This is a genomic window from Blautia sp. HCP3S3_G3, from assembly GCF_052063365.1.
Lineage (GTDB): Bacteria > Bacillota > Clostridia > Lachnospirales > Lachnospiraceae > Blautia_A.
In genome coordinates this window covers 114,947-140,367 of sequence record NZ_JBQHXR010000006.1, presented here as the reverse complement: position 1 = coordinate 140,367, position 25,421 = coordinate 114,947, and the positions used below count along the sequence as shown (strand labels likewise).

The window sequence follows — 25,421 nt, the reverse complement described above, 5'->3', positions numbered from 1 at the left end:
CCATTCGAAAGAAGTAAGACCCCTTGAAGACGACGAGGTAGATAGGGCAGGGGTGGAAGTACGGTAACGTATGGAGCTGACTGCTACTAATCGGTCGAGGGCTTGTCCAAAGCAAGGTTAAGAGATTTTCAGGGAAATGTCAAACATGTATGTAGTTTTGAAGGTGTTAATCACTTTCAAATGGCCCAGTGGCTCAGTTGGTTAGAGCGCCGCCCTGTCACGGCGGAGGTCGTGAGTTCGAGTCTCATCTGGGTCGTTAGCATTTTGCTGACGAAATTAGTAAAGTGCATAAATGGGGTCTTAGCTCAGCTGGGAGAGCATCTGCCTTACAAGCAGAGGGTCATAGGTTCGAGCCCTATAGGCCCCATCAAAACCAATATGGATGGATTCCCGAGTGGCCAAAGGGGGCAGACTGTAAATCTGTTGGCAACGCCTTCGAAGGTTCGAATCCTTCTCCATCCACTTGATGATTAAGTTCATCATTTTTGCCGAAGGGCACGCCGATGTGGCTCAATTGGCAGAGCAGCTGATTTGTAATCAGCAGGTTATCGGTTCGAGTCCGATCATCGGCTTTGGAAATTTTATATTGCCGCGGGGTGGAGCAGTCTGGAAGCTCGTCGGGCTCATAACCCGAAGGTCATAGGTTCAAATCCTATTCCCGCTACTTATGCCCAGATAGCTCAGTTGGTAGAGCAGAGGACTGAAAATCCTCGTGTCGCTGGTTCGATTCCGGCTCTGGGCATTTGTTCAGGCTAGAAATTGACAATGATAAGTCTGAACAATAATTAAATATTTATGGGGTATTAGCTCAGTCGGTAGAGCACTTGACTTTTAATCAAGTTGTCCGGGGTTCGAATCCCCGATGCCTCATTAAATTTTTAGGAACATCACTTTGAAAGTGGTGTTTTTTTATATTACAAGAAAGTGCGGAGAATCCTGCAAAGCAGGATTCTTTCTTGTTTCCTTTAACTAACTCTTCGATTATTAGGACGACGAATAATAAATAACCAGCCAGATGAACTATCTGATTTCTTATATGCTGCATTATTGTCAGATGAAAAATTAAAAAATTTTTCAAGTATGATTTATAACTAAAACAAGAACAGTTTGTTTTGGGTGATAAAGTAGTGTCAATCAATCAGTCGATGATAAAGGGAGGGGAAAAGATGAATCAGATTGGTTTAATTGGCTTCGGAGAGCAGGGAATAAAAGCAGTTTCGGAAGTGTCATCTGGTTCTTGTATAGAAGTGGAAAAATATTTCGTAGACAATGACTTGGAAATTCTGAAAAGGTATGCATCGGATGAGAAAGCAATTCTGAGTGATTATTTTTATGAGGGAAATGAGTGGGAGCCGGGATCCGAAATAAGACGGCTTCTGAAAGATGAGGAAATGGAAAAAGCAGCTGTAACATTTACTCAAAAGTTTTCCATTTTGATTTTTGTTACAGGACTTGGGGGTTCTATGTCTTTGGCTGCAAAAGAACTGGCCGATTTCGTGAAAAAGAACTGTCCGGGGACTTCAATTTATTTTATGTGCAGCCTTCCTTTTCATGAAGAAACAGATTACCGGCATAATTTTCTTGCAAGGAGAGTCCTTCAATTTCTGAAAGAAAATCAGGTGGGATGGACAGTAATTGAAAATGACAGAATCTTTCAACGATATTATGCGAAATTAGAGGATGCATATAAAAACTCTTATATGTTTATGACATATCTGCTGAATTCTTTGTTCAGTTTGTTTGGTTCCGGAACATGGAATTCTAAAATTGATTTTCATGAGATAAAAGATTTGATTGGAAGAGGTCTTGTTTATATTTCTGTCTGGAATGATGAAGATTTTGTCCCTGAGAATTCAGATATTATTCTGAATGAATGGCTTCCATATGAGCCAGATTGTACAACCGGGAAAAATTTTATGTCTGTGGGAATTTCCAGGGGAGTTCGGATACCTGGGATTTTAAAAAGAATAAATAGTATAGGGGAAAAATGTTTTTCAGATCAGAGCAGCTTTTCCTGTCGGATTTACTATAAACAGGATTCCGGATGTGACAGCAGAATTGTACTGGCAACCGCAGGCATGGAAAAGTCTGGAAGGAATATTTCTGTAAGAGAGATCTTGTATCTTACTTAACTGATATCGTAGAAAGAAATTTCCCGGAAATTGGGGCGTGCAGATGGCGGGAATGAATTTCCAAACATGCTTTAATAATCCACGATAAATAACGATATATTTCGCTGTAAGAGGAATGCTCCAGTAATTAAAAAAATATTTTGAGCGTTTGTTAAGATCATAATTAAGGAGGAAAAATGAATACAGCAGTCATTATAAAAATCGGAGAATATTCAGAGAAAGAAAAGCCGCTAAAACGAAATTTGGAGGAGTTTTTGTGCGGGTATCTGAAGGAGAACTTTGAGGAACTTCTGAAAGTAGACAGGAGGGATGTACAGTATAGTATTGATGTGTTTTTAAATAGAAAATGGAGAGAACTGTGTGAAGAAGCACAGATAGAGAATCCAGAAAAAATACAGTCGTATATGATTGTGGCGGCGGACTGGAAGAAAAACAGATTTATTTCTGTGCAATGGGGAAAAGGGAGTATTTATGCAGAGGGAAATGGAAGGAGGTGTGTGATATCCAGTCCCTGTCACAGAGAAACATTGAAGGAGGCTTATGGAAGAATCAGAAATCATGACTTGGATAGAGTCTGCATAAGGCGAGGGGATATATGCGGAATTAATCGATTTCGCCTGGAAAATAATGAAGAAAAGTGTCTGATAAGAGAAGAAATTATTGAGAGAAAAACTTCTGACATGTTATACTGAAATAAAAATAATCAGTACAGAACAGAAATTATCAATACTGTCAGAGGAAGATATATACATAAGAAGACATATGTAAAAGAAAAATATATACAAAAGAAAAAATATATGCAAAGAAAAACATATGCAAAAACAACATATGTAAAAAACAACATATGTAAAAAAAAATATATGTAGAGAAAGAACAGTACATTTATTTCTGCGATGTAGGTCTGATTAAATACAGGGTAGAAGTCGGAGGATAAAAATGGAACGGGTAAGGACTGGATTTACGACTATATTTAATGAGCTTCAGAAAGAATATTATGATAATGATTTTTTTTCCGGATTTATGGAATGGGAAGACCTTGCTTCAATCAGTGAAACATTTACCCTATTAAATCTGCTGCAGAAAATTCCAGTATACTGGTATAAAATAAATTATCTTGCAGCTATTTACAGAGAGAAGGAGATGGATGACGAAGGAAGGGTCCTCTTTCAGAAATGGGAAGATGAATATTTCCGGAGAGATGTCCTCGATTATATCGAAAATGTATGTGCCAAACAACAGAAACGGGAAGAAAATTCTGATTATGAAAAATTTTTATCTCTCATTTTTGGTTTTATGGAAGAAGATCGAGAGAGTTATTATCCAGAGAGCCAATCTTTGGTTAAGAAAGGAAAATTTTCTCTGGAAAAGTTTTGTGAAAATGTCAAACAGGAATATAAAAAGTTAATGGATCTGTTTGAGTTTGCAGTAACAGTTAATATGTCTGTGGAGGATTTTGAAGAATTCCTGAAGAGAGGGTTACAGCGCAGCGGATTTAATTATTATGATCCAAATGAGGCGATTATTTACTGTGTTTTGACGTATGGTGAACCTGGAACAAAAATGAAAAGTTTTATAGAATTACAGAAGTATTATCTGGGGTTAAAAAAAGAAGAAACAGGGGAGAGATATCGTTATACGCTGGAAATCAAAGAAAAGATTGATGATTCATTGGATAATGGGAGGGGATTTTGTCTATTTCGAAATCCATTAAATCCGTCAAGTGAGACAATCACAGGGGAAATGGCCGATATTCTGCAGGGTTTAAAAAATTCTGAACCCAGCGAAAGAAGCATTATAGAAATTTATAAAGAATTGAAAGAAAAGGCTATTTTCATGAATGGGAAAGAAATCCTGGCGTATGATCAGAAGACGGATTCCCTGGTTAATTATGCAAAAGGAAAACTTCAGGTTACTTATGATGGAAAAGAAGTTGTAATACCGAAAAATACAGTGTTTTATTTCTGGGAAGAAATTGGCAAAAAGAACGAAAGAGAAAGATATCGTGTAGAATTTCAAACGGTGTCAGATACAATTCTTCCGAAAACAGGAAAAGAAACGATTGCAAAAGTGGAAGTAGTCAGCTGTTCTCCGGAAAGTACATTTGATAAAAACGGGGAGAAAATAGTTGTACAGTCCAATACAGCTTTTTCTCAGATTGAAGGAAAAGAGATACCGGGGATTCTGGGAATCAATACAGGAAAACAGAGAATTAAGGCTGTTGAGGAGGAACAAAAACTGATGTTTCTAAAAACTGATGACTCAAAGCTGTTTCGTTATCTGTATGGGGAAGCCAGAGATTTTGATGATGATGGAACGATTGGAAAAATGATGTTTTCCAGTGATTCTGAAGGGGATGTAACCGGACAGATTACCAAAACTCTGCTTGAATCATGGTTTATGGATACAAAATTCAAGGCAGCAGCATTAAGAACCAGAAATGAGAAAGCATCCAGAGAAATTTATATTACCAGAAGTGAGATTTTAACGATGGCATTCCTGGCTTTTGTTGGAGAAGAGCCTCTGGACAGAAATGCCTTTGATAAAGTTTTGAACAATGAAAAAGAGAAGTATCAATATGCAGATACACTTCCATACTTCAGAAAAAGTTATGAGAAAAGGCACAATAATGAAGAACCGGGAAAGCGGGAAATTTATGATTATTTTACACATCAGGTGAATGATATCCTGGAAGAATGCGGAATGCAGTTGTTTAGTCTTGCGAATCCATACGATTGTCTGCTTGCATATCTTTTATTATGTGATGAGCCGATTACAGTATTAAGACAATTATGGAGGATCGCGTTACAGTAAAAAGGGGGAAATTAGATGCTGGCATCTTCTAAACGAATAAGTCTGGAAAAAGGGGACGAATTGGAACTGGAGTATTTTGATTCGTACGGACAGGCAGGAAGGCAGAGAATTATCATTGAGAAAAAAATTGGAGAAGGTGCATCCTGTTTGTCATATCTGGTCAGAGCGTATATTGATCTTGAGAACAGCAGGCGAATGGTGCTGAAGGAATTTTATCCGGATCCTTATACGACCAGAATTGATATTTCCAGGAATCCGCAGACAAAAAAAATATCCATAAATGTCTGCGAAAATTCGGAAGAAGAAAAAGTATATCAGAAAAAGAAAAAGGAATTCGAAGAAGCATTTTCGCTGCAGAATCATCTATCTGATGCAGAATGCGGAGAAGCCATGGTAAAACCTTATAAGATTTCCAGTTTTGGTGACAGCATCTACATACTCAGCGATATTTTTTCCGGAAAAATCATGCGTGAATATGAAATGGAAAGTCTGGAAGAAAAGCTTACTTACATGGGACGTCTGGCAGAGGCGGTTGCTCTCATTCATGAACAGGGGTATCTCTGTGTGGATCTGCATCCCGGAAATGTGCTGTGTATTGATACCCCGAAGGTGGTCAAGCTGTTTGATGTAGACAGTCTGGTAAAGTTCGATGAAGAAAAGCCGGAACAATATGATGGAAAAAATCAGGGAAAATATGATGAAAAAAGTCTGATAAAAAATAGTGGAAGGATCATGGCAAATTTTGATTCAGACAGTCTGCTGAAGAGGGAGGAATCAGAAAGGAAAGAAGGGCTGAAAACGACGCTTCCGTATGGTGCTCCGGAAATATACCTCATCAGGAAAGAAGGTTTCAGCAACGACTGGAAAAGAAAATATCTGAATCCGGGACTGGACATCTATTCTCTTGGAGTTATGATGTTTGAACTTTTGTTTGAAAGAATTCCACAGACAGAAGATATTCGGTCACTGCAGAGAGGAGATTTTCTGGTAAGAGAATTATGCAGAAAAGAAAATCTGGATAAAAATACGATTATAGACCGAATTCGGTATATACTGCTTCATTCTATGACGAAAGAATACTATGACCGGTTTTCTTCTGCAAAAGAAATGTACGAGGAAATCAACCTGCTTCTTAAAGAAATTGGTTTCCTTCCATTTATGCCGAAGAAAAAAATCGCGGAAGCCAACTATTCTTATTTCAGTTATCATCTGCTTGAAAAATATCCGGTATATCGTTATGCCAAAAAGGAGAATGGAAGGTGGAAACTGGATGTTTCGATTGTTGGTTCTCATGAAATGCGGCGACAGATGCTGAAAACAGTGCTTCCGGGAGCGCAGATGCTGAATGCGGATCTTACCATACGGATACTGGCTGAAGATGCAGAAGAATTCTGGGAAAAGTTTACATCGGAAAATGAAAATCCGGATTTGGGAAAAGCGGTTGTCTGTCACTGGAAAGACGAGGAGACAGAAGATACCTGCGATACTTCTCTGGTTGACAGCAAACTGGCGGATGTTCATCTCTATCCGGTATCAGATCAGCGTGAAATAACAGACATTATTAAAATAACAGAGTCGGGTTATGTGCTTCTGTTCGGAGAAGAACAGGGTAATCTGGAAATAATCAGTGCTCTTGGAAAAGAAGAGAAAGAGGATAGAAAAATCTTTATTGGTTATCTTACCGGGCATGATCAGGAGCAGATGAAAGAAATTTCCGGAAATTCCGGAATAGACTGTTATGCGATGGGGATGAAGCGTGTGACAGAGGAATACAATGAAAAGATGTATAAATCCCGGATTTATCGAATGGGACTTCAAATTCACGCTTATTATTATCGTGGAAATGAAACAAATGTTTCCCGAAAAAAAATAGAAAATGATTATAAATCCAGTTTTTATAATATGGAATCTTCCCAGAGAAGTGCATTGCATGGAATTTACAAAATGGCTTCCGTGGGAATTGACTGGGAATCACCGGAATCTGCAGAAGAATTTTACAGACAGGTGCTGAGCAGAAATGATGGAAAATGTAAAGAGAATTTTGATAATCTGGTATATCTGGAACATCGGTCATGGACAGCCTATATGCTTACACATGGCCACAGACAGACATCCCGGGAAGAATTTCGGAGATATGCTTATGAAGGAAACAATAACTGGAAAGATTTAAGGGACGGGAATCATATCAAGCATCCATGTCTGGCGGCAAGCCGGCCGGGAAGAGGGCTGCAGGGAATAGACCTGGAAACCATGGAAGATCTGATTATGATTCCGGACTGCGCGGAGCAGACAGATAAGCGTGATATTAGGACGCTGGAGGAGAAAATAAAACTCCTGGATTCGCTGGATCAGGCAAGCCGATGGATTCATCTGGAAATCTGCAGAATTGCAGAAAATAAGAAAAAAGATATTTTTGCAGTTTTGGAGGAAATAGAATCTGCTGTTGAAATGCAGAATGATCATGATCTGGAAGACGAATTTCAATGGATGAAAATGGCTGTTGCAAAGTGTTTCCGCAAAGAAATACAAAGTGAGGAAATCTGGAAAAAAGCATTATCAGCATTTAAGAATAGCTGCGAAAAAAACGAAATTGATGATGTAAAATTAGAAGTTCATTTGAAAAAGCTGGAAAAACTGATGAGACCGGTTGTTCAGGTAATCAAAAAACATGATTTTAAGATTTCTGACGAGGAAGTTATCAGGGCATTGCCATCGCTGTTTGATGCTGAGAAAGAAAATAGGAAGAAAATTCTGATCAGGCCGATGTCCGGAAATCCACTGGACAATATTTTTAGTTGCCTGATGCTGGAACCTCAGAAATTGATTCTTGTTTCTGATACGGAAAAACCGGATGTAGAGTATTATCGGGAATTTTTGTGCAGAAAAGGTCTGGATCATATGATTGTTACTTCCAGAATGAGTTATCTTGATGGAGCCAAAATCTATATAGATCTCACAGGAGCAGATACGGAAACAATAAGCAGATTGAGATCTTATCCGCAGTTGAGAGATGCGGTGGAATTTGTGATTGAGGACAGAAAAATCAAATCACTTGGAGATCCTTCTGTTGAGATGTTTCAGAAAGATGTTTTTATGAGTGTATCGGAAGTCCTGGAATTATCAGAGGGAGCAGATGGTATTGCAGATAAGGCGGATTTTTGCTGGAAAAATCATGTATCTTCTGACAAAAATTCTCCAGAGCCGGTTCTGGAATGGCAGCAGGGTGTCAATCTGTGGGAAAGATGCAGGAAGGAAAATCATTTCAAATGGACCGTTTTTACAGGTTTTTTGAAAGAACTGGAAGAGAAGAAAATAAGGACAGTGATTCCGGAACCAGATAAAGGAATACAGATGTATCGCTCCAGACATATTCCGGGTGAAATGCTTCTATTTTCCGGTTTGAAAGATTCTCTGAAAAAACTGGAGAAATGGGAAATGATTCAGGAATTGTTCATACCAAAAGAGGGAGATGATAAGCCTGTTATGTTTTCGACTTCCAGACCGAAGCTTGGAAAAGAGCTTATGGAAATCATCCAGTTGGTAACGAGAGAACCGTTTCAGCATCATTTTTCCGTGGGAAAACAGGAGAATGGATTACTGATTTTGGCAGATGACACCTTGTATGTGGAGACGGACGTACCTAAAAAAGAGGTATGCGATGAAATGGGAAATTGCTTCTTCCTGGATCAGATTGTGCAGGAGGAACTGGAAGAAATCAACCTGAATGGAAATTATGATCTTTTTCAGAATCTGGAGATTTATCCAGGTGAAAAAGAAACATATATTTCTTTCCGTTATGCTTCCGAAGCTGTGCGGGATACACTGCAAAAACCGGAAGTGATTTTGAAGATGATGCTATATCAGGAATGTATCAGGAATGATATTTTTGACGACATCAGAGTTGTGTCAGAGTGGTTTCAGGTGAAGAACAGAGATGATCGGGACGAAGATTTCCGGGAAAAATCCCTGGATGATCAGGACGAAGATTTCCAGGAAAAATTACTGGATGTTCAGAATGAAGATTTTCGGGAAGAACCACTGGATAGTCAGAATGAAGATTTCCGAAATATTCAGCAAAAAGATTCTGTCTGGAATTATGTGGATTTAATCGGTGTGAAAAAAAGCAGACTTTATTGGATTACTTCCAGACCGGAGCTTGATAAGAAAGAGGATTCGCAGGAGTTTTCTGAACAATGGAAAGTGTTGTCTGAGATTGGAAAAATCATATATATAGACAAAGATGACGATTTATACAAAAAGAATGGGGAAGAAAGGATGACTCCTGGAAGAAAGATTTCTCAGATTGTTATGGAAGAAGAAAAGAGCAGCAGGGAATAGACAGTTAGTATTAGCGAAAAGTTGGTTTGGATGAAGAAAGTATTTCGGAAATCTGAATCAACTTTTTTATATTAAAGGAAAAAACTGAAAAATCAATGATTTAGGCCTGAAAATCAATGGTTTAGGGCTTGACATTATAAGAAGGAAAGTGATTTGGTTTTCCCGTGGTATAAAAATAAATAAAAAAATTCCGCTTCCTGTATAATGGCAGAAAACAGAACAGAGAAAGGGGAGAAAAGCAGAATGAAGTATCCAAAAGCCAATAATTATCTGGTTTATAAAAAAGTGGATGACGACTGGTGTCGTATTCGTGATTATTCCGATGATAAAATTTCCTCTTTGGAAGTGGATATGAAAACAGCACGTTTCCTGAGACGGCTGGATGGAAAAACTTCTCCGATAAAATGTATGCCTGGAACATCAGCAGAGGAAGTTCGGGAAATTCTCAGAATGCTGAAAAGAAACGGGCTTCTCCGGACAAAAAAGAGAGTCATATGGAAAGGGATTGGGTCTGTGGAAGTGACTTTGTGGATTCCGGGAATGAAGTTCCAGAAATCCATATATCCTAAAATATTTAACTGGATGCTTCTTCTGACATGGCTTCCTTTATTATGTGCAGGGCTTTTTCTGTTTCTGAAAGATATGGGGCGTTATGTAGAAAGGATGGAATGGGTGGATTTTCAAATACTGATGGGCTTTATCGCGGGAATGCTTTTGGGAATGCTGTTTCATGAAATTGCTCACGGGTCCGCTTCTATGAGTTATGGAGTGAAGGTGTTTGAACTTGGAATATTTCTTGATTTTTTTATGCCTGGTGCGTATGCGGCATTGGATGTGCAGCTTTCAAAAAACAGATGGCACAGGATCCAGATTCTGGGAGCAGGAGTAGAAGCAAATTTCTGGATCGGGGGCTGTTGTCTGGTTCTGGGAAGATGTTTTCCGGCGCTGGGATGCTTTTTTATGATGAGTGCAATCTGCAATATTCTTCTTGGAATGAGTAATATATGTTTATGGAGACTGGTTGGAGGAGCAGATCTGGATGGGATGCTTATTTTTTCGGAAATTCTGGGAGTAGACAATTTTCTGGACAAAGCACGGATTACAGTGTTTAACAAAAGAAAAAGGAGAGAAATTCGAGCAAAATTGGGAATGAGCGGATATGCACTGATTTTTGTATATCGGGCAATTTTCCTTTTTCAGGTTTTATTTCCGGTTTCATTGGTTGCCAATCTGGCAATGATTGCAATGTAGGGAAGAAAACATCAGAGAGCCTGTGAACTATTGATTTAAAGATAAGTGTACCAGAGCATTTGCGAAACTATTGTTTGAAAGATAAGTAGATTAACAATTTGCGAAATTATTGTTTTAAAAAGTACATGAAAGAGTGTTTGAAAGTTATTTGGTGCGATTATTTTGAAAGAAATTAACAGCACACAACAGAAAGAGGAAAACAGAGATGAGAGATAAAAAACGACAGTACATAAAAAAAAGAGGGGAAAAAGAAAGGAGAGAAAAGAGAAAAAGGAAATGGGAACAGGCAGGATTCTGGATGCTCCTGCTGTTGTTTGGAGGGATTGGAATTCTGTCTGTGTGTAAGTTATCATGGAAAATTCTTATTGTCGGGGAAATTCTGGTATTTGCTATAAATGCTCTGTTTTCATTTTGTCGTGGAAATGAATGCCTGTGGGTCAGCCTTTTGACTGTGATGGTATGGCTTCCCTGGGATGTGGTTTTTTCGATGGAGTATATGGATATGTCGTATGGTGTTTATCCGGGATGGATAAAAATTGCTTTGTTTCTTCAGACAACAGGGATGCTGGCCTGTGCGGAAGTGCTCGGGGCTGGTCTGGCTGCAAGGGTATTATGGAAGTATCAGAAAACATTGGAGGTGTAAAGAAATGATTTATGTAGAGGGTGATTGTCACGGTGATTTCAGGCGTTTTTCCACGGAAAATTTTCCGGAACAAAAGGAAATGACAAAAAGAGATGTGGTAATTGTAACAGGAGATTTCGGGGGAATCTGGGATTACAGAGGAGAAAGCAGTGAAGAAAAGTACTGGTTAAAATGGTTGAATGAAAAGAATTTTACGACGGTATTTGCAGATGGAAATCATGAATGTTTTCCAAGAATCAGCCGCTTTCCGGTAGAAAATTTTAAAGGTGGAAAGGTTCATGAAATCCGTCCTTCCATTCTTCATATGATGCGGGGAGAAATTTATGAGTTGGAAGGCAAAACGTTTTTTGTTTTTGGCGGAGCTTCCAGTCATGATGTGGAAGATGGAATCCTGGATCCGGTGAAGGATATGGGAAAAATCAGAAGATGGCGCAGGAACCGGGATAAACGTTTCCGTGTAGAGGGTGTGAACTGGTGGCCGGAGGAGCTTCCTTCGGAGGCAGAAATGGAAAATGGAAGGCAGAATCTGCAGAAATATGGGTACCAGGTGGATTATGTGATTACCCATGAAGCACCTCAGTCGGTTGCGGAAGCAATGTTTCCGGGGGTGGCGAAGCCGGATATTCTTACAAAATATTTTGATGAACTGCTTCAGGAAGGGTTGAAGTTTGATAAATGGTTTTTTGGACATTATCATAGTAATCAGCAATATCAGGATAAGTTTGTCTGCCTGTATGATCAGATTGAGAGGATTGTATAAATAGTTTGTGTGAATCTGGAGTAAGGGAAGCGAAGGCGGGATATCTTAGGGAAAGTTATGGAGCAGTTTAAGAAGGATTATGTGGGAGAAAATCATGAAGAAGTTTATGAAAGATTATCTGGAAGGAAAATTACCGGAAAAACAGGGGATAAAAGTAAAGAAAAAAATGTCGGAAGATTCGGATGAGTATGATGTTTATCTGGAACTGCCTTTGAAAAAGGATGAACCTGTTTATGTAATACGTTGGGGAACAGAGCGGAAGGCTGCAGCGTTGTTTATAAAAGAAGACTTTGAAAAAATCATGGAGATAATTGAAAAGTTTTTTTATGCAAATAGTAATAACAGAGCAGTCAGAAGTTTTTGCAGATTGTTTATGGCTTCTTCTTTTGTGACAGAATATGAAGAAGGGATGGGATTTGGTTTTTCTCCGATGATTCTGGATAAAAATGTGGATGAATGGGGATATATTGAAAATATCAGAGAAGGGGATGTGGATAAATGTATCGGGAGAGAAAAGGATATCAAAGAAAGGGAGGAGGACACTTTTAAAAAAATCCAGTATATCCGGCCGTATGCTTTTATTGCTGCAAAATTCTGATCCCACATATTTTTCGATGTTCTAGTGGAAAAAAAGGCTGCATAGAGTATTATTGCAGTGAAAAATCTGACAAGCTGGAGTGTCTGAATTTTTGCATCTGCGGTAGATTTCAGTCCTGCATAACAGGGGTAATGCGCAGCCCCGGAGCAGGACAGGCATGGTAATAAGGAGGGTCTGTATGAAGTGTCTGAAAGAATATTTCCATATGGTGATCAGTGCAGTAATTTGTCTTGCGATGAGCCTTATTCCAGGAAAAAACAGAGGAAAATCAGTAAAGTTACCGGGAGAAGGAGGAATATTCTTCGGAAACTGGTTTTCAGGTAATTGTGTGGGTCAGAGAAAACTTCCGGGATGCGTTTCTGTTGTGCCGGGGGATAAGGTTATTGTGTGTGGGAATGGAAACACTGCATTTGATTCAGATGCGGGAATAAGGAAAATGCTTCATGAGTCGGATATGGGAAAGCGGAAGAAGCTTTATGAGTCGGATGTGGGCGGGCAGAAGAAGCTTTGTTTCTATGTACGGCCCTGTCACCGGCAGAGCCGAGTGACAGGATTATGATGAAAAATGTACGGTGATGGAGCAAATTTCACTATCTGTACCAACGCGCATATTTGGTCCCCAGACGCCTGCACCGGAAGTGACGATGTTGTGCATATCTCCTTTTTTCAGATAGCCGCATGAGTTTTCCCAGAAAAAGCGGATGGCGAGGCTGCCGGGGAAAATCTGTCCATTGTGTGTGTGACCGCAGAGGTCAAGATCTGCTCCTGCCTGAGAAATTTCTTCCAGCTCTTTTGGCTGGTGATCGATAAAGATGATTGGTTTGCTCCTGTCCAGTTTTTCGGTAAGCTGGGCAGGAGTTTTTCGTGTTTCCAGAAGCTTTTTGGATCTGGAAGGATCTTTGCGTCCAACCAGATAAAATTTCCCGTCTATGAGAGTGGAACTGTCATCCAGGAGATGAATCCCGCAGTCATCAAGAAAGTCTTTCATGCGTTCATCTTCAAGTTCAGAAGAATCGTTGGCAAAGGTAAAACCGGCCAGAATCGGTTCGTTCAGATCATGATTCCCCCAGCATGCATAAACACCGTAGGTAGATTCAATGGAACGAAGAGCCGCTTTTACACGTTCCGAATGGTCAAATGCATCGTATTCATTGTCAAAGATATCCCCTGCAATGCAGACGAGATCCGGGTGTTCGGCATTGATTTTTTTGACAAGCCGTTCTGTGTGTCTGGCACCGGCGCTGTAACCCAGATGTAAGTCTGCCGCCAGTACGATTTTCATGGAATTTATTCCGCCGGCTTTTTTGTCAACAGTTACTTCGTAAGGGGTAACTTTTACCTGAGTTGTATGAATGATTCCATATGCACTCAGAAAAAGAATAAGAAGAAAACAGATCAATCCGGTGGTGACAAAAGCAATGCGCGTACCAATCCAGGAAACATGGAAAAGATATTTCAAAATCAGGCGTCCCGCATCGACAGTGATGATTACGAGAAGAATATACAGGAAGGTGCCGAGAAAATAGTTTCCCACGTTTTTCAGAAAGCGGTGGAGCCATAACGGTTTCTGAATGAGAAATCCTGTCAGAAGTGAGGTGGCGAGCAGAATATAGACACCTGCAAACACAATTCGGAAAATATGTGTCTGAAAAAGGTAATGGCAGGAACCCATCCACAAAAACATCCAGCGAACAATATAGATATTTATGAATACATAAAAAGGGGCGATGAAAAAAGCAGCCATTGTTTTTCCTCCGGGAATGAATTTTCAAACACACTCTAGCATAGTTTTGTGGAAATATCAAATCTGATAATAAAAATACAGGTTTCTCCATATATTAAGAAAAAGCGCATATGGGAATGTCGTATGAAAAAAAGAATTCCGGCTTTTTTTACAGGTGTGCTGATATTTCTGCTGTTTCCTTATGTGATTACGATTTTGTTCAATGGACTTGATGCAGGACTTATGGACAGACCTGTGGATGTGGAGGCTTTTTTGCCGGGAATCGTTTCAAAACAGATTACATCAGATTATGAACTGGAAACAATAAAATGTCAGGCGGTCATTGCCAGATCTAATCTCTATCGGAAGCTTCGGGCAGAAAAAGAAATTTCAGGAGTTCTGGATGTCCTTCAGGAAAACTCGGGTTTTTCGTACAATGACGGAAGCTGGATAACCCGGGTTTTGCCGGATGAAATTTATGAAAAAGCGGTAAAGGATACAAAGGGGCAGGTACTTTTGTATGAAGGGGAGCTGAAGCTTGTGCCATATCACGAGATCAGTAATGGGCAGACCAGAAGCGGGACAGAGGTACTTCATGATGAGACATATTCTTATTTGAAATCCGTGGACAGCAGTGCTGATAAAAAGTCACCGGATTATTTGAACAGTACATATATTTTACAGGAACAGATGCCGGAAAATCTGAAGATTTCCGAAAGGGACAGTACAGGATATGTGACCAGTCTTCTGGCAGACGGACATATCCTGGAGGGAGAGGCTTTCCGTCAGGGAATGCAGCTGTCATCATCCAGTTTTACCATTCAAAAGGTTGGAAAAAAATATCGTTTTTTGTGCAAAGGACGGGGACATGGACTGGGATTTTCACAGTATGGGGGAAATGAAATGGCAAAGGCGGGAAATACATGGAAGGAAATCCTGGAGGCTTATTTTCCTGCAATGGAATGTGGCTATATGAGCAGTTAACGGTATTTTTGTATCACCGGAAAGTGAATGGATGAGGATATTTTCAAACACGCTCTAATACCTGCAATGAGCGAATCGTGAATGATTACAGGAATTTTGAAAAGAATCGGAAGAAAAATTGAATAGACTTGCATATTCTGGACACCCTATAGATAGTAACAGAGATTTCAAGAAGAGGTGAAGAGAATATGATGAAAAGTAAAACCGTAAAAGTGATAGCCAACAGTGTGATGCTGGCTGCAGTGGCTGCCATCGGACTGACTGTTTTTCAGCTGGGGACATCTTCAAAGGAAGAAAATCCGTCCGGGGAAGTCGTGATGGAAAGCGATGAGTCTGATGAGCTGGCTCAGGCAGAAGAAGAGGAATTATCTGCAGAAGATGCGGGTACCAGTCTGGTAGAGGCTGAGATGTGGGAAGATGATACGCTGGACGGAATGGAGGAGTTTTCTTCTGAAACAGCAGATTCCGGAGAAGAATCGGCAAATGGAATAGCTTCCGGAGAAAATACCGTACAGACAGAGGAAACGGCAGCAGAAGCAAATGTAAAAACAGTATTGGATTTTTCGGAGGATACTCTGACAGAATGGCCGGTAAACGGAAATATTCTTCTGGATTACAGTATGGATCAGACTACTTATTTTCCTACATTGGATCAGTATAAATTAAATCCGGCAATTGCTGTGCAGGCAGTGGAGAATGCACCTGTAGTGGCGGCATGTGCGGGAAAAGTTTTTGCAGTTGAGGAGACCGCAGAGACAGGAACAACTGTGACGATGGAACTGGGAAACGGTTACCAGGCAATTTACGGACAGCTGACGGATCTGACTGTTTCAGCAGGTGATACTGTGGAAAAAGGGACGATTATCGGATATATTAATGCACCGACCAAATATTACAGCACAGAGGGAAGCAATCTTTATTTTGCCATGAACCGTAATGGAGAACCAATCGATCCGATTTTGTATCTGCCGTAAAAATACAGGAGACAGCAGAAAAGAGCTGTCTCCTGTTGGCATGTTTGGAAAGGTCAGAAAGTTGTGTGTCTAATAAAGAATTATAGAACAGAAAATCTTAACTAAATGAAAACGATTACAAATATTCAAATTAAAAAACAGAAAAAAATAATATGATTGATAATTTACTTTTCTACAGAATCGAGATATAATAAAAATACAAAGTGTAATCGGTTTCATATGAAATAAATAGGAATAACAAATAGATATACCGGAATGAAAGAAACATGTTTTTTAGGAGAGAAAATATGAATATTGGAGAAATTGCAAAATTAGCGGGTGTTTCCAGTGCGGCTGTTTCCCGGTATTTTAATAATGGGTACATATCTGAGGAAAAGAAAGAGGCAATCCGCAAGGTTGTGGAGGAAACAGGTTATCGGCCTTCTGTACAGGCGCAGACTCTTCGGACGAAAAAAACAAAAATGATCGGAGTGATTCTTCCGAAGATTGATTCTGCGTCAATTGGATGTATGGTAGCCGGAATATTGAATGTGCTCAATGAAAGTGGTTATCAGCTGCTGATTGCGGACACACAGAATAATCCGGAAAAAGAACTGGAGTATCTGTCTGCGTTTGATGAAAAACAGGTAGACGGAATTATTTTGATTGCTACAATTTTTACAGCCAGACACAGGAAGGTACTGAAAGGACTGAATGTCCCGATCGTGATTCTGGGACAGGAGCTTTCCGGATATTATTGTGTCTATCATGATGACTATCATGCCATGTACAATATGACGAAGCTTTTGCTGGAACGTGGCTGCCGCAGATTGGGGTATCTGGGAGTTACTGCTAAGGACAAAGCAGTTGGAACGGAACGTTACGAGGGCTTTTGCAATGCAGTTACAGACAACGGTTTCAGTAATTGCAGAAATTATGTGGTAATCGCAGACTTTACAATCGATTCCGGATATGAAAAGGCGAAGGAACTTATGGAAAAGTATTCTGAGCTGGACGGGATTGTCTGTGCGACTGATGAGATTGCCATCGGAGCGATGCGGTATCTGAAAGAGCAGAAGAAAGAGATTCCGGGACAGATTCTGGTTACCGGTCACGGGGATTCGGATCTTGGCAGAGTGACAACGCCGACTTTGACAACGGTACATTATTATTACGAAAAAAGCGGGGAACTGGCGGTTGGAATGCTGCTGGATATTCTTTCAGGAAAAACCCTGGCGGTAAAAGAGATGAAGCTTGGATATGAGATCGTAGAAAAGGAATCCAGCAGAGTGCAGAAGAATTCGCCGGTTTGAAAAGTTTTATCTTTCCTGAGCATTTTTCAAACACGCTCTGGCACATAGGAAAATGAATAACTGGTCATAATGTTATGATTCACAAAAAAATAAAAAGAACGTATAATAAAAGCAGGTGGGAAAGCATTCGCAGCCGGTATTTCTCCTACCTGCTTTTGGTTTTGATGATAAGATACCTGATCGGCCGGCTGCTTTTTATAGAGAATGGACAGCTGTCGTCTTATTTGGTATTACAGGAAATTGTTTCGTATTTTCCTGTAATATAAAAAGATTTCCGGGCAGGATTTTTTCTTATCACAGGAAATTTGAATTTTCAAACACGCTCCGGGATAAAAAACAGGGAAGGTTCTGGCTGGATTCCGGCGGCGGTTGTCCTTTACATAATCTGCAGTATGTTGATGGAGTGAAGAAATGAATTATACGTATATGGTAAGGTGTGCGGATGGGACGTTGTACACAGGGTGGACAAACTGTCTGCAGAAGCGGCTGAAAGCCCACAATGAGGGGCGTAACGGTGCCAGATATACAAAGACCAGAAGGCCTGTGGAACTGGTTTATTATGAAGGATTTGCAACGAAAGAAGAAGCAATGCAGAGAGAATACAGAATCAAACAGCTTACGAGAGAGGAAAAGAAAAAACTGATTGATTTTTGAAGTTTGGGACATTCTTTCATAAATTGCGTTACAAGTTATGGAAAAATAATTTTTAAATATGCTCTATGCCGGTATGTTATACCGGCATAGGTGCTACAAAAAAGTACATAACAATGAAGTGACAGAGACTTCCAAGCATCACAAAAACATGGAAAATCTCATGGGAACCGAAGTTCTTATGACGTGCATTGAAAATAGGAACTTTCAGTGCATAGATAATTCCGCCGATGGTGTAAATGATTCCTCCGGCGAGAAGCCAGCCAAAACCGGCTCTCGGCAGAGAATGAAAAATCGGGACAAATGCCAGTACGCACAGCCAGCCCATTCCGATATACAGAATGGAAGAAACCCATTTGGGACAGCCGATCCAGAAACCTTTCAAAACGATTCCGAGGATTGCAATAGCCCATACAAGAGCGCAGAGGATATAACCGGTTCGATTATGCAGTGCAATGAGACAAATCGGAGTATAGCTTCCGGCAATCATAATGAAGATCATCATGTGATCCATTTTTCGGAGTCTGCGGTTGACTTTCTCTGTAGAGTCAATGGAATGATATATGGTGCTTGCTGCATAAAGCAGGATCATAGTCAGTATAAAAATACTTAAAGCGGTAATGTGAAGAGTATCGGTACCTCTTGCTGCTTTGAACAGGAGCGGCATTGCACCTGCAATTGCGAGCAGCATTGCAATTCCGTGGGTAATAGCGCTTCCGGGGTCTTTTAATTTGAATTTCATGTGAATCGCCTCCTGAACGATAAAAAATACTAAAACTTCTTGATATAGTATTGAAAACTACATATAAAATATATGATTACTATATCACAAAGATTCGAAAATGCAAGAGCTTTTTTGTTTTTGGTATGAGATTTTATTTTTATCATGGTTATCGTATACTTGAATGATCGGGTTGGATTATAGTAAAATGTAAAAAGAAACGAATGGACATATGAAACTTTCGGCGTGAAATATGGAATAAAATACGGAATGAAACAGGAGGAATGATTATGGAACGTCATGGGTTTGCAATGGAAGTGAAAAAGGGACAGATGAATGCATACCGCCAGAAGCTGGGAGAAATCTGGCAGGAGCTGACTGCTTTTCTGGACAGGAACGGAATTCACAATTTCAGCGTATGGAATACGGACAGCCTGATTTTTGGTTATTATGAAAATGCGGACGGTGCGGTATTGTCAGAAGAAGAGACAGCAGTGAAAGATGCCCTGGTGAAAAAAATGGAAGATACTTTTACATGGATTTCCACGCCGGGAGAGGATATGCGTCTGATGTATCATAATTTTGGCATTGTGAGAGAAAATAAAGAACTGATTCGACACAGAATGTTTATGACAAAATTAAAACCGGGCTGTGAAGAGGAGTATAAACGCAGACATGACGGTCTGATCGAACAGCGCGGTGATACGGTAGATCCGGGTCCGGACAGCAACTTCAGTATCTGGAGTGCAGGTGGATATATTTTTGGATATGATGAGATCGACACTACTATGGAAAAAGAAGAGACCGAAGAGGACAGACAGACAACAATCGCATGGGAAACGCGCCAGTTGGAAATCATGGACTGGATTACCAATGATGTGGACTGGATGACTGGAGAGCATCATTCTTCCAGCAGAAGACTGGCATGGCATGCTTAAATATTAGAGCTTGTTTTCGTGATTATTACGAGAAATAAGCAAGTTAAGATGTGATTATTTATGAGCTGATGTGGTGGAAGAATCCGCTCTTTACAAAGCTGAAAACTTTGATAAAGAGCGGATTTTTCTATTTGTTTTCTTATTCTGATTTTGTTTTTTGTGTAATTTTTTTATTACAGAATTATGCATTAATCTCTTTCCGGAGAATGATTCGGGAAGGATAGGGTGTTCCGTGGTGGATGGTATTGTTTGCGGTTCTTGTCACGGCACTGTTGTATCCGTCTTTTGTGTTGCTGTTCGGGAAGGCAAAGTTTACTGCACTGGAGGTAATGGTCAGGCGCAGACGCTCACCCGGGGCGAAACATGCGGATATTTTTGTAGTACGGATGAGTACTTTTTCTACTTTACCCGGTTCCAGGAAAATTTCCCGGTCAAAACCATTGCGGAATTTTACATCCAGCATTCCGTCGGCCAGTTTAATGGAACGGCCATCAGGGGTAACCTTTGTAAGACGGACCATCAGGTCTGTGTCCGGAGCATCGCTGGACAGATAAAGTTCAGCATAAGCATCTCCGGTAATGGTGAGAGGCTGTTCCAGGGGCGGCGTCGTATAGCAGAGGTAATCAGGGCGAAGCTCCTGTTCCGTATAGTCTTCCGGTACTTCAATTTCATTTTCGCTCATGTCAATGATGTGGGTTGCAGGATTTTCCGGATCATAGAGGAAGCTGTCAGAACCATACTGTCCCGGACTTTCCAGAAGGATTCCGTTTCCGTTACTGGTATTTGCCTGTGAACCGCCCGGATAAAGAGAATATTCTTCGGAATTTTCCGGAGGCCAGTTCCCGGCTGTTTTCCATTTGTCTTCCCCGATGGTGAAATATTCTACAGGAGCAGTTTCTGTAATGCCTGTTTCGCGTCCCTTCAGCCAGTATTCAAACCAGCGGAAGAATTGAAGATCCAGATCATATCGGATGGCATTCTGTCCCATGGGGATGCCATGAAGATCATAATTGGCGTTTCCGCTGTGCATCCAGGGTCCAAGAATGACTTTGCGTGTTCCGGAAGGATAATCACTGGTCAGATCAAGTGCCTGGGTGGTACCCATGCCATTATCGTCAAACCAGCCGGACATGATCAGTGCAGGAACATGGATTCCGCCCCTTTTGACGGAACGGTCATACCAGTTCCCTTTTTGCCAGAAAGCATCATCACAGGGGTGAGATAGCCATTCTGTCCAGAAAGGAACCGGATAGCCAAGCGCTTTTTCACATATTTCTTCCAGCGGACGGTGTGCCAGAATCTGATCCCAGTCATCCCGGACCATCAGAGAGTCGTTCATTTTTTTCTGGCTGACAGCAAAAGCCCATGCCAGGGTACCGCTGGAAAAAGTACCGCCATGGCGGGGCATATCCACAAAGGCACTTCCGGCAGTTACTTCACTGATGAGTGCTTTGAGGTGGGGATTTTCGGAAGCGGCAGCAGCCCACTGGACATAGCCGAGATAGCTTCCTCCGATCATTCCAACAGAACCGCTGCACCAGTTCTGCGCGGCAATCCAGTCAATGGTGTCGCTGCCGTCTTCCGTTTCAAAATGATCCGGAATCCATTCTCCTTCGCTGTCATTTCGCCCACGGACATCCTGGATCACTACTGCATAACCGCGCTGGACAAAACGGTAATAGGCAGGAGCACTGTCCTGGCGGCCATAAGGTGTGCGTACCAGAACACAGGGGAGAGGTTCTGTGATTCCCTGCGGCAGCCACAGATCAGCAGCGAGTTTTGTGCCGTCTCTCATGGGAATCCGGCACGTCTGTACGGGAGCAAGGGCATAAGGTGTATTTGGGTACAGAGCATTCCACTGAGGGAGCAGTGTAAGGGATTCATAGCCTTCCGAAATAAGAAGTGATGTGGAATCCCGATTTGGTGTCCGGGCGCCGATGATCCGTCCGTTGTCAGTCAGCAGGTCTAAAGGAAATTTAATCTGCCTCTGGATGTAGTGATGTTCATCTTTTCGCTGGTAAATGGCACCGTCCGGAAGGGTAAATTCAGAAACTGCCGGATTAGCATCCAAAATGGTCTGTGCGTTTCTCAGACGCTCTGCAAGGCCCTGGAAAGAGATTCGTGATAAAGTATAGAGCTGTGCCGTTATCTGGTCTGTCAGAGGTTCTGACGGCTTCAGAAGACCGGTATAAGGATCCAGAAGCTCTATGTAGACCAGAGATTCATAAAGGTCCAGCCGGGCATAGAGAATACCGGAAATATAAAGATTCATCTGCATGGGAAAAATCCTCGCTTTGTTTATTTATTCTGTTTTTGGTATCATAACATGAATCGGGGGAATCAACAATAATGGAAAGAGTCTGCAGTATGTTCATGACTTATTATGATTGTTCGCAACTTTTTTTCCGTGTTGTCAGGGAAATCATGTGATAGTATATATTCACAAGCAAGGAACACAGGAAAAAGATATGGCACCAGGAACAAAACCTTCTCGTGGTGGTGCTGAGGAAAGCGAGCTTAACAGAAAACCCATAAACAGAATTCAGGCCTTCTGCCCAAGGGCAACTGCTGAGGGTATGGCGGAATTGGTATCGGTGGTACAGACCGGGTACCTATCCTGGAAACAGGGGACAGGCTTTATGGAAGTATGGTGCGAGTTGAGCAGGAACAAGTGCTGTACTGATCTGTCGGGAATCTCTCAAACCGAAAGGAAGGGATGGCCGATAAGAAGTAAGTCCGCAAGACGAGCAGGGCTGCGAACACTGGGCCTTACCCAAAAGGTAGGGATGGTAAATGTACCCGCGAAAGTGTGTATGGCTTCAGGAAAGAAAATCAACTTATTGTTCTGCAATATGAACACTTATAAAGACCGCAAGTCAATATAAGAGAAAGTAATGAGTAAGTGCAACTCTAAGAGAATGCAACCTCTGAATCCCGCAAGGAAGAATGTACCCAAAAGAAATCTATAGAGTCCTGATGCAAGAGTTTGCTGATTTTTACAAAATCAGTGTTGATGTCCGCTACTGACTAATTCTCAGTGTGAGCACCGGTGCCAACACCGGCAGACGCGGATGGAACAGGTCAAGTTCTCAGCCTGTTGCAGAAGAATGACAGAATAAAAAGTATAAAATCCCTCCATTTACAGATACTAATTCCATCAATGGAAAGTACAGTAAATGGAGGAATTTTTATATGAAAGCTACAGGAATCGTGAGGAGAATTGACGATCTGGGCAGGGTGGTGATTCCAAAGGAAATCCGCCGGACTCTCAGAATCAAAGAAGGTACACCGCTGGAAATTTTTACGGACAGGGAAGGGGAGGTTATTCTGAAAAAGTATTCTCCCATAGGAGAACTGAGTATTTTTGCCAAAGAATACGCGGAGGCGCTTGCACAGACAACCGGGTTGGTAGCATGTATTACAGACCATGATCAGGTGGTGGCTGCAGCCGGGCAGGGAAGTAAGGAGTACAGCGGAAAGGGTATCAGCAGGGGAATGGAGGAAGTGATTTCAGCCAGAGAGGGAAAATGTCTGAATGCGAATGAACGGGGAAAAATTCCTGTGACGGAGGAACAGAGAGAGGTTTCTTTTGCACAGGTGATCCAGCCGATTATCTGTGCAGGTGACGCTATCGGGGCAGTGATTCTGATGGGAAAAAGTGAGAAAGATGTTTTTGGAATTCCGGAGAAAATGCTGGTGCAGACGGCGGCCGGGTTCCTTGGACGGCAGATGGAGCAGTAAATTCAAGTCGAATGCAGGTGTGCAGTTTAAACCTCAGGCAGTGTGTTGTATATTGTACAATACACTGCCTGAGCATGTGTTTGAATGATTTTTCAGCATTTCTCGGCGATTTCATATATCAGACGCTCGGTATCTTCCCATCCAAGGCACGGGTCTGTGATCGACTGGCCGTAAACATGGTTGGGGCAGATGTCCTGACGGCCTTCTACGAGGTAGCTCTCGATCATGACGCCTTTGACCAGTTTTTTGAGGTCCGGATTGTAGTTGCGGCTGTGAAGAACTTCGCTGACAATACGGATCTGCTCTTTGTATTTTTTACCGGAGTTGGAGTGGTTGACATCCACGATCACAGCAGGATTCTCCAGATTCCATTTGGAATAAAGTTCGGAAAGACGGATCAGATCCTCATAGTGATAGTTGGGAATCGTCTGGCCGTATTTGTTCACGCCGCCTCTTAAAATGGTATGTGCCAGAGGATTGCCGGAGGTTTCCACATCACAGCCGCGATAAATAAAATGATGTGCATGCTGGGCTGCTGTTACGGAATTCAGCATAACAGACAGGTCACCGCTGGTGGGGTTCTTCATGCCGACAGGAATATCCATGCCGCTGGCTGTCAGACGGTGCTGCTGGTTTTCTACAGATCTGGCACCCACTGCCTCGTAGGAGAGAACATCGTCCAGGTAGCTGCGGTTTTCCGGATAAAGCATTTCATCTGCGGAAGAAAGCCCGGTCTCCTGCATAACACGGATATGCATTTTGCGGATGGCAATAATACCTGCAAGCAGATCAGGAGCCTTGTCCGGGTCAGGCTGATGCAGCATGCCCTTGTAACCATCACCGGTAGTACGCGGCTTATTGGTATAGACACGGGGAATGATCATTAATTTATCAGATACTTTGTCGGATACTTCTTTCAGGCGATTGACATATTCACAGACAGAATCTTCATTGTCTGCGGAACATGGTCCCACAAGAATCACAAATTTGTCGGATTTTCCGGTAAAAATATCACGGATCTCACGGTCACGGTCCGCCTTAATCTGTTTGATTTCTTCACTTAACGGGTATTGGGATTTCAGCACTTCAGGCAGTGGAAGCTGATGATTGGTTTTCATTGACATAATCTTTGATCTCCTTTATCTGAACAGCGTATCTGTCGGATCAGACGGAAATTCTGATAAGCTTGGTACGCAGTCTTGCTTAAAAATCATTTCCAGTATAGCATAAAAACGACTGTAAATCTATATACTCTGTCAGCCGGATTCGGCGTTTTCTTTCTGAAGCAAATGATATTCTTCCAGTGTCATTCCTGTAAGTGAGAGATATGTGGCCAGGGGCTTTGTTACATAGCGAAAATGCCAGGGTTCGTATGGAATTTGCGTAATGGATTCTTTGCCGGAAGGATAGCGCAGGATAAAACCGTAGAGAGGCGCATGGCGCGTGAGCCACAGACCTTCCGAAGTTTCTGCAAATGCTTCTGTCAGTTCCATGCGGACTCCGGGACAGGAAACATCCAGTGCCAGACCGCTCTGATGCTCGCTGGTACCGGGCGGTGCGACGTAAGTGCTGGCTGTGAAAAGTTCTTTCTGACGCTGATAGGAACGATATCCGGACACACAGCAGATGTTCAGGCCTTCCCGGCGGCTTCGGCTGATCAGTTCTGCGGCTGCAAGAGCGGTTTTTTCTTCCAGAAGACGTTTGGGGTCGTGGGGAGGGGCATCAAAAGGAAGGCCGATGTCCACCAGATTGTCCGGAATGTAGTCTTCCGGAAGCGGATGTTCACGATTGATAAGGCGCGTATAAATCTGATTCATAAATAAAAACCCCCTTTTCCATTCATGTGTATGAACGGGAAAGAGGG

21 protein-coding genes, 7 tRNA genes, 1 rRNA gene and 1 pseudogene are annotated in these 25,421 nt (G+C 41.6%); 25 read left to right on the top strand and 5 right to left on the bottom strand.

Annotated elements, in window-relative coordinates; genetic code table 11:
• From ACTNEW_RS08355 to ACTNEW_RS08270, 18 genes and pseudogenes are all read left to right on the top strand, one after another.
• Positions 1 to 110, top strand: a 23S ribosomal RNA gene (locus ACTNEW_RS08355); the annotation flags it as partial.
• A gap of 72 nt (positions 111 to 182) precedes the next feature.
• Positions 183 to 256, top strand: a tRNA-Asp gene (locus tag ACTNEW_RS08350).
• 38 nt (positions 257 to 294) lie between these two features.
• Positions 295 to 367 (top strand) — tRNA-Val (locus ACTNEW_RS08345).
• A gap of 13 nt (positions 368 to 380) precedes the next feature.
• A tRNA-Tyr gene (locus tag ACTNEW_RS08340) sits at positions 381 to 462 on the top strand.
• A gap of 37 nt (positions 463 to 499) precedes the next feature.
• Positions 500 to 572: transfer RNA gene (locus ACTNEW_RS08335), tRNA-Thr, on the top strand.
• 18 nt (positions 573 to 590) lie between these two features.
• A tRNA-Met gene (locus ACTNEW_RS08330) sits at positions 591 to 664 on the top strand.
• Positions 665 to 669: 5 nt separating this feature from the next.
• Positions 670 to 742 (top strand) — tRNA-Phe (locus tag ACTNEW_RS08325).
• 55 nt (positions 743 to 797) lie between these two features.
• Positions 798 to 870, top strand: a tRNA-Lys gene (locus tag ACTNEW_RS08320).
• A gap of 296 nt (positions 871 to 1,166) precedes the next feature.
• On the top strand, positions 1,167 to 2,132 hold the full coding sequence (locus ACTNEW_RS08315) for a hypothetical protein (protein WP_441059878.1): 966 nt from the start codon (positions 1,167 to 1,169) through the stop codon (positions 2,130 to 2,132).
• Positions 2,133 to 2,148: 16 nt separating this feature from the next.
• Positions 2,149 to 2,220: pseudogene (locus tag ACTNEW_RS08310) on the top strand (DUF6783 domain-containing protein); the annotation flags it as partial.
• Positions 2,221 to 2,308: 88 nt separating this feature from the next.
• Complete coding sequence (locus ACTNEW_RS08305; RefSeq protein ID WP_441059876.1) at positions 2,309 to 2,824, top strand: hypothetical protein; 516 nt, start codon at positions 2,309 to 2,311, stop codon at positions 2,822 to 2,824.
• Positions 2,825 to 3,068: 244 nt separating this feature from the next.
• On the top strand, positions 3,069 to 4,943 hold the full coding sequence (locus tag ACTNEW_RS08300) for a hypothetical protein (protein WP_441059874.1): 1,875 nt from the start codon (positions 3,069 to 3,071) through the stop codon (positions 4,941 to 4,943).
• Between the two features lie 15 nt (positions 4,944 to 4,958).
• Entirely contained in the window at positions 4,959 to 9,281 is a 4,323-nt protein-coding gene (locus tag ACTNEW_RS08295) for a hypothetical protein (RefSeq protein ID WP_441059872.1), read from the top strand.
• A gap of 243 nt (positions 9,282 to 9,524) precedes the next feature.
• Entirely contained in the window at positions 9,525 to 10,532 is a 1,008-nt protein-coding gene (locus ACTNEW_RS08290; RefSeq protein WP_441059870.1) for a hypothetical protein, read from the top strand.
• A 205-nt stretch (positions 10,533 to 10,737) separates the two neighbouring features.
• A complete protein-coding gene (locus tag ACTNEW_RS08285; RefSeq protein ID WP_441059868.1) occupies positions 10,738 to 11,175 on the top strand; it encodes a hypothetical protein in 438 nt (145 codons plus the stop codon).
• A gap of 4 nt (positions 11,176 to 11,179) precedes the next feature.
• Positions 11,180 to 11,935: a metallophosphoesterase gene (locus ACTNEW_RS08280; RefSeq protein WP_441059866.1), complete on the top strand. Its 756-nt coding sequence runs from the start codon at positions 11,180 to 11,182 to the stop codon at positions 11,933 to 11,935.
• A 94-nt stretch (positions 11,936 to 12,029) separates the two neighbouring features.
• Positions 12,030 to 12,533, top strand: a complete 504-nt coding sequence (locus tag ACTNEW_RS08275) for a hypothetical protein (protein ID WP_441059864.1) — start codon at positions 12,030 to 12,032, stop codon at positions 12,531 to 12,533.
• Positions 12,534 to 12,711: 178 nt separating this feature from the next.
• Positions 12,712 to 13,092 (top strand): hypothetical protein, encoded by a 381-nt coding sequence (locus ACTNEW_RS08270; protein WP_441059862.1) that lies wholly within the window; start codon positions 12,712 to 12,714, stop codon positions 13,090 to 13,092.
• Here the strand turns inward: ACTNEW_RS08270 and ACTNEW_RS08265 are convergent.
• Positions 13,087 to 14,277: a metallophosphoesterase gene (locus tag ACTNEW_RS08265; RefSeq protein WP_441059860.1), complete on the bottom strand. Its 1,191-nt coding sequence runs from the start codon at positions 14,275 to 14,277 to the stop codon at positions 13,087 to 13,089. The genes ACTNEW_RS08270 and ACTNEW_RS08265 overlap by 6 nt on opposite strands.
• 123 nt (positions 14,278 to 14,400) lie before the next feature.
• On the opposite strand from ACTNEW_RS08265, the gene ACTNEW_RS08260 reads away from it, so the two are divergent.
• The 4 genes from ACTNEW_RS08260 to ACTNEW_RS08245 all read left to right on the top strand — a co-directional run bounded on the left by ACTNEW_RS08260 (position 14,401) and on the right by ACTNEW_RS08245 (position 18,160).
• On the top strand, positions 14,401 to 15,240 hold the full coding sequence (locus tag ACTNEW_RS08260; RefSeq protein ID WP_441059859.1) for a SpoIID/LytB domain-containing protein: 840 nt from the start codon (positions 14,401 to 14,403) through the stop codon (positions 15,238 to 15,240).
• A 188-nt stretch (positions 15,241 to 15,428) separates the two neighbouring features.
• Entirely contained in the window at positions 15,429 to 16,214 is a 786-nt protein-coding gene (locus tag ACTNEW_RS08255; protein ID WP_441059858.1) for a peptidoglycan DD-metalloendopeptidase family protein, read from the top strand.
• 287 nt (positions 16,215 to 16,501) lie between these two features.
• Positions 16,502 to 17,506 carry a LacI family DNA-binding transcriptional regulator gene (locus tag ACTNEW_RS08250; protein ID WP_441059856.1) on the top strand — a complete coding sequence of 335 codons (1,005 nt, stop codon included), beginning with the start codon at positions 16,502 to 16,504 and terminating at the stop codon, positions 17,504 to 17,506.
• 411 nt (positions 17,507 to 17,917) lie between these two features.
• Positions 17,918 to 18,160 (top strand): GIY-YIG nuclease family protein, encoded by a 243-nt coding sequence (locus ACTNEW_RS08245; RefSeq protein WP_441059854.1) that lies wholly within the window; start codon positions 17,918 to 17,920, stop codon positions 18,158 to 18,160.
• Between the two features lie 76 nt (positions 18,161 to 18,236).
• Here the strand turns inward: ACTNEW_RS08245 and trhA are convergent, their stop codons facing one another.
• Positions 18,237 to 18,899 (bottom strand): PAQR family membrane homeostasis protein TrhA, encoded by a 663-nt coding sequence (gene trhA, locus ACTNEW_RS08240; protein ID WP_441059852.1) that lies wholly within the window; start codon positions 18,897 to 18,899, stop codon positions 18,237 to 18,239.
• Positions 18,900 to 19,168: 269 nt separating this feature from the next.
• Between trhA and ACTNEW_RS08235 the strand changes: the two genes are divergently transcribed.
• Positions 19,169 to 19,816: an L-rhamnose mutarotase gene (locus tag ACTNEW_RS08235; protein ID WP_441059850.1), complete on the top strand. Its 648-nt coding sequence runs from the start codon at positions 19,169 to 19,171 to the stop codon at positions 19,814 to 19,816.
• A 181-nt stretch (positions 19,817 to 19,997) separates the two neighbouring features.
• Here ACTNEW_RS08235 and ACTNEW_RS08230 read toward each other — a convergent pair whose 3' ends face one another.
• Entirely contained in the window at positions 19,998 to 22,094 is a 2,097-nt protein-coding gene (locus ACTNEW_RS08230; RefSeq protein WP_441059848.1) for a CocE/NonD family hydrolase, read from the bottom strand.
• A 190-nt stretch (positions 22,095 to 22,284) separates the two neighbouring features.
• Here ACTNEW_RS08230 and ACTNEW_RS08225 point away from each other — a divergent pair, with 190 nt between their 5' ends.
• Both ACTNEW_RS08225 and spoVT read left to right on the top strand, forming a co-directional pair.
• Positions 22,285 to 22,701 (top strand): hypothetical protein, encoded by a 417-nt coding sequence (locus ACTNEW_RS08225; protein ID WP_441059846.1) that lies wholly within the window; start codon positions 22,285 to 22,287, stop codon positions 22,699 to 22,701.
• A gap of 307 nt (positions 22,702 to 23,008) precedes the next feature.
• Positions 23,009 to 23,557, top strand: a complete 549-nt coding sequence (gene spoVT / locus ACTNEW_RS08220) for a stage V sporulation protein T (RefSeq protein WP_441059844.1) — start codon at positions 23,009 to 23,011, stop codon at positions 23,555 to 23,557.
• 92 nt (positions 23,558 to 23,649) lie between these two features.
• On the opposite strand, the gene ACTNEW_RS08215 is transcribed toward spoVT, so the two are convergent.
• Entirely contained in the window at positions 23,650 to 24,681 is a 1,032-nt protein-coding gene (locus ACTNEW_RS08215) for a 3-deoxy-7-phosphoheptulonate synthase (protein ID WP_441059842.1), read from the bottom strand.
• Positions 24,682 to 24,813: 132 nt separating this feature from the next.
• Positions 24,814 to 25,374: a M15 family metallopeptidase gene (locus tag ACTNEW_RS08210; protein ID WP_441059840.1), complete on the bottom strand. Its 561-nt coding sequence runs from the start codon at positions 25,372 to 25,374 to the stop codon at positions 24,814 to 24,816.
• Positions 25,375 to 25,421: the final 47 nt, after the last annotated feature.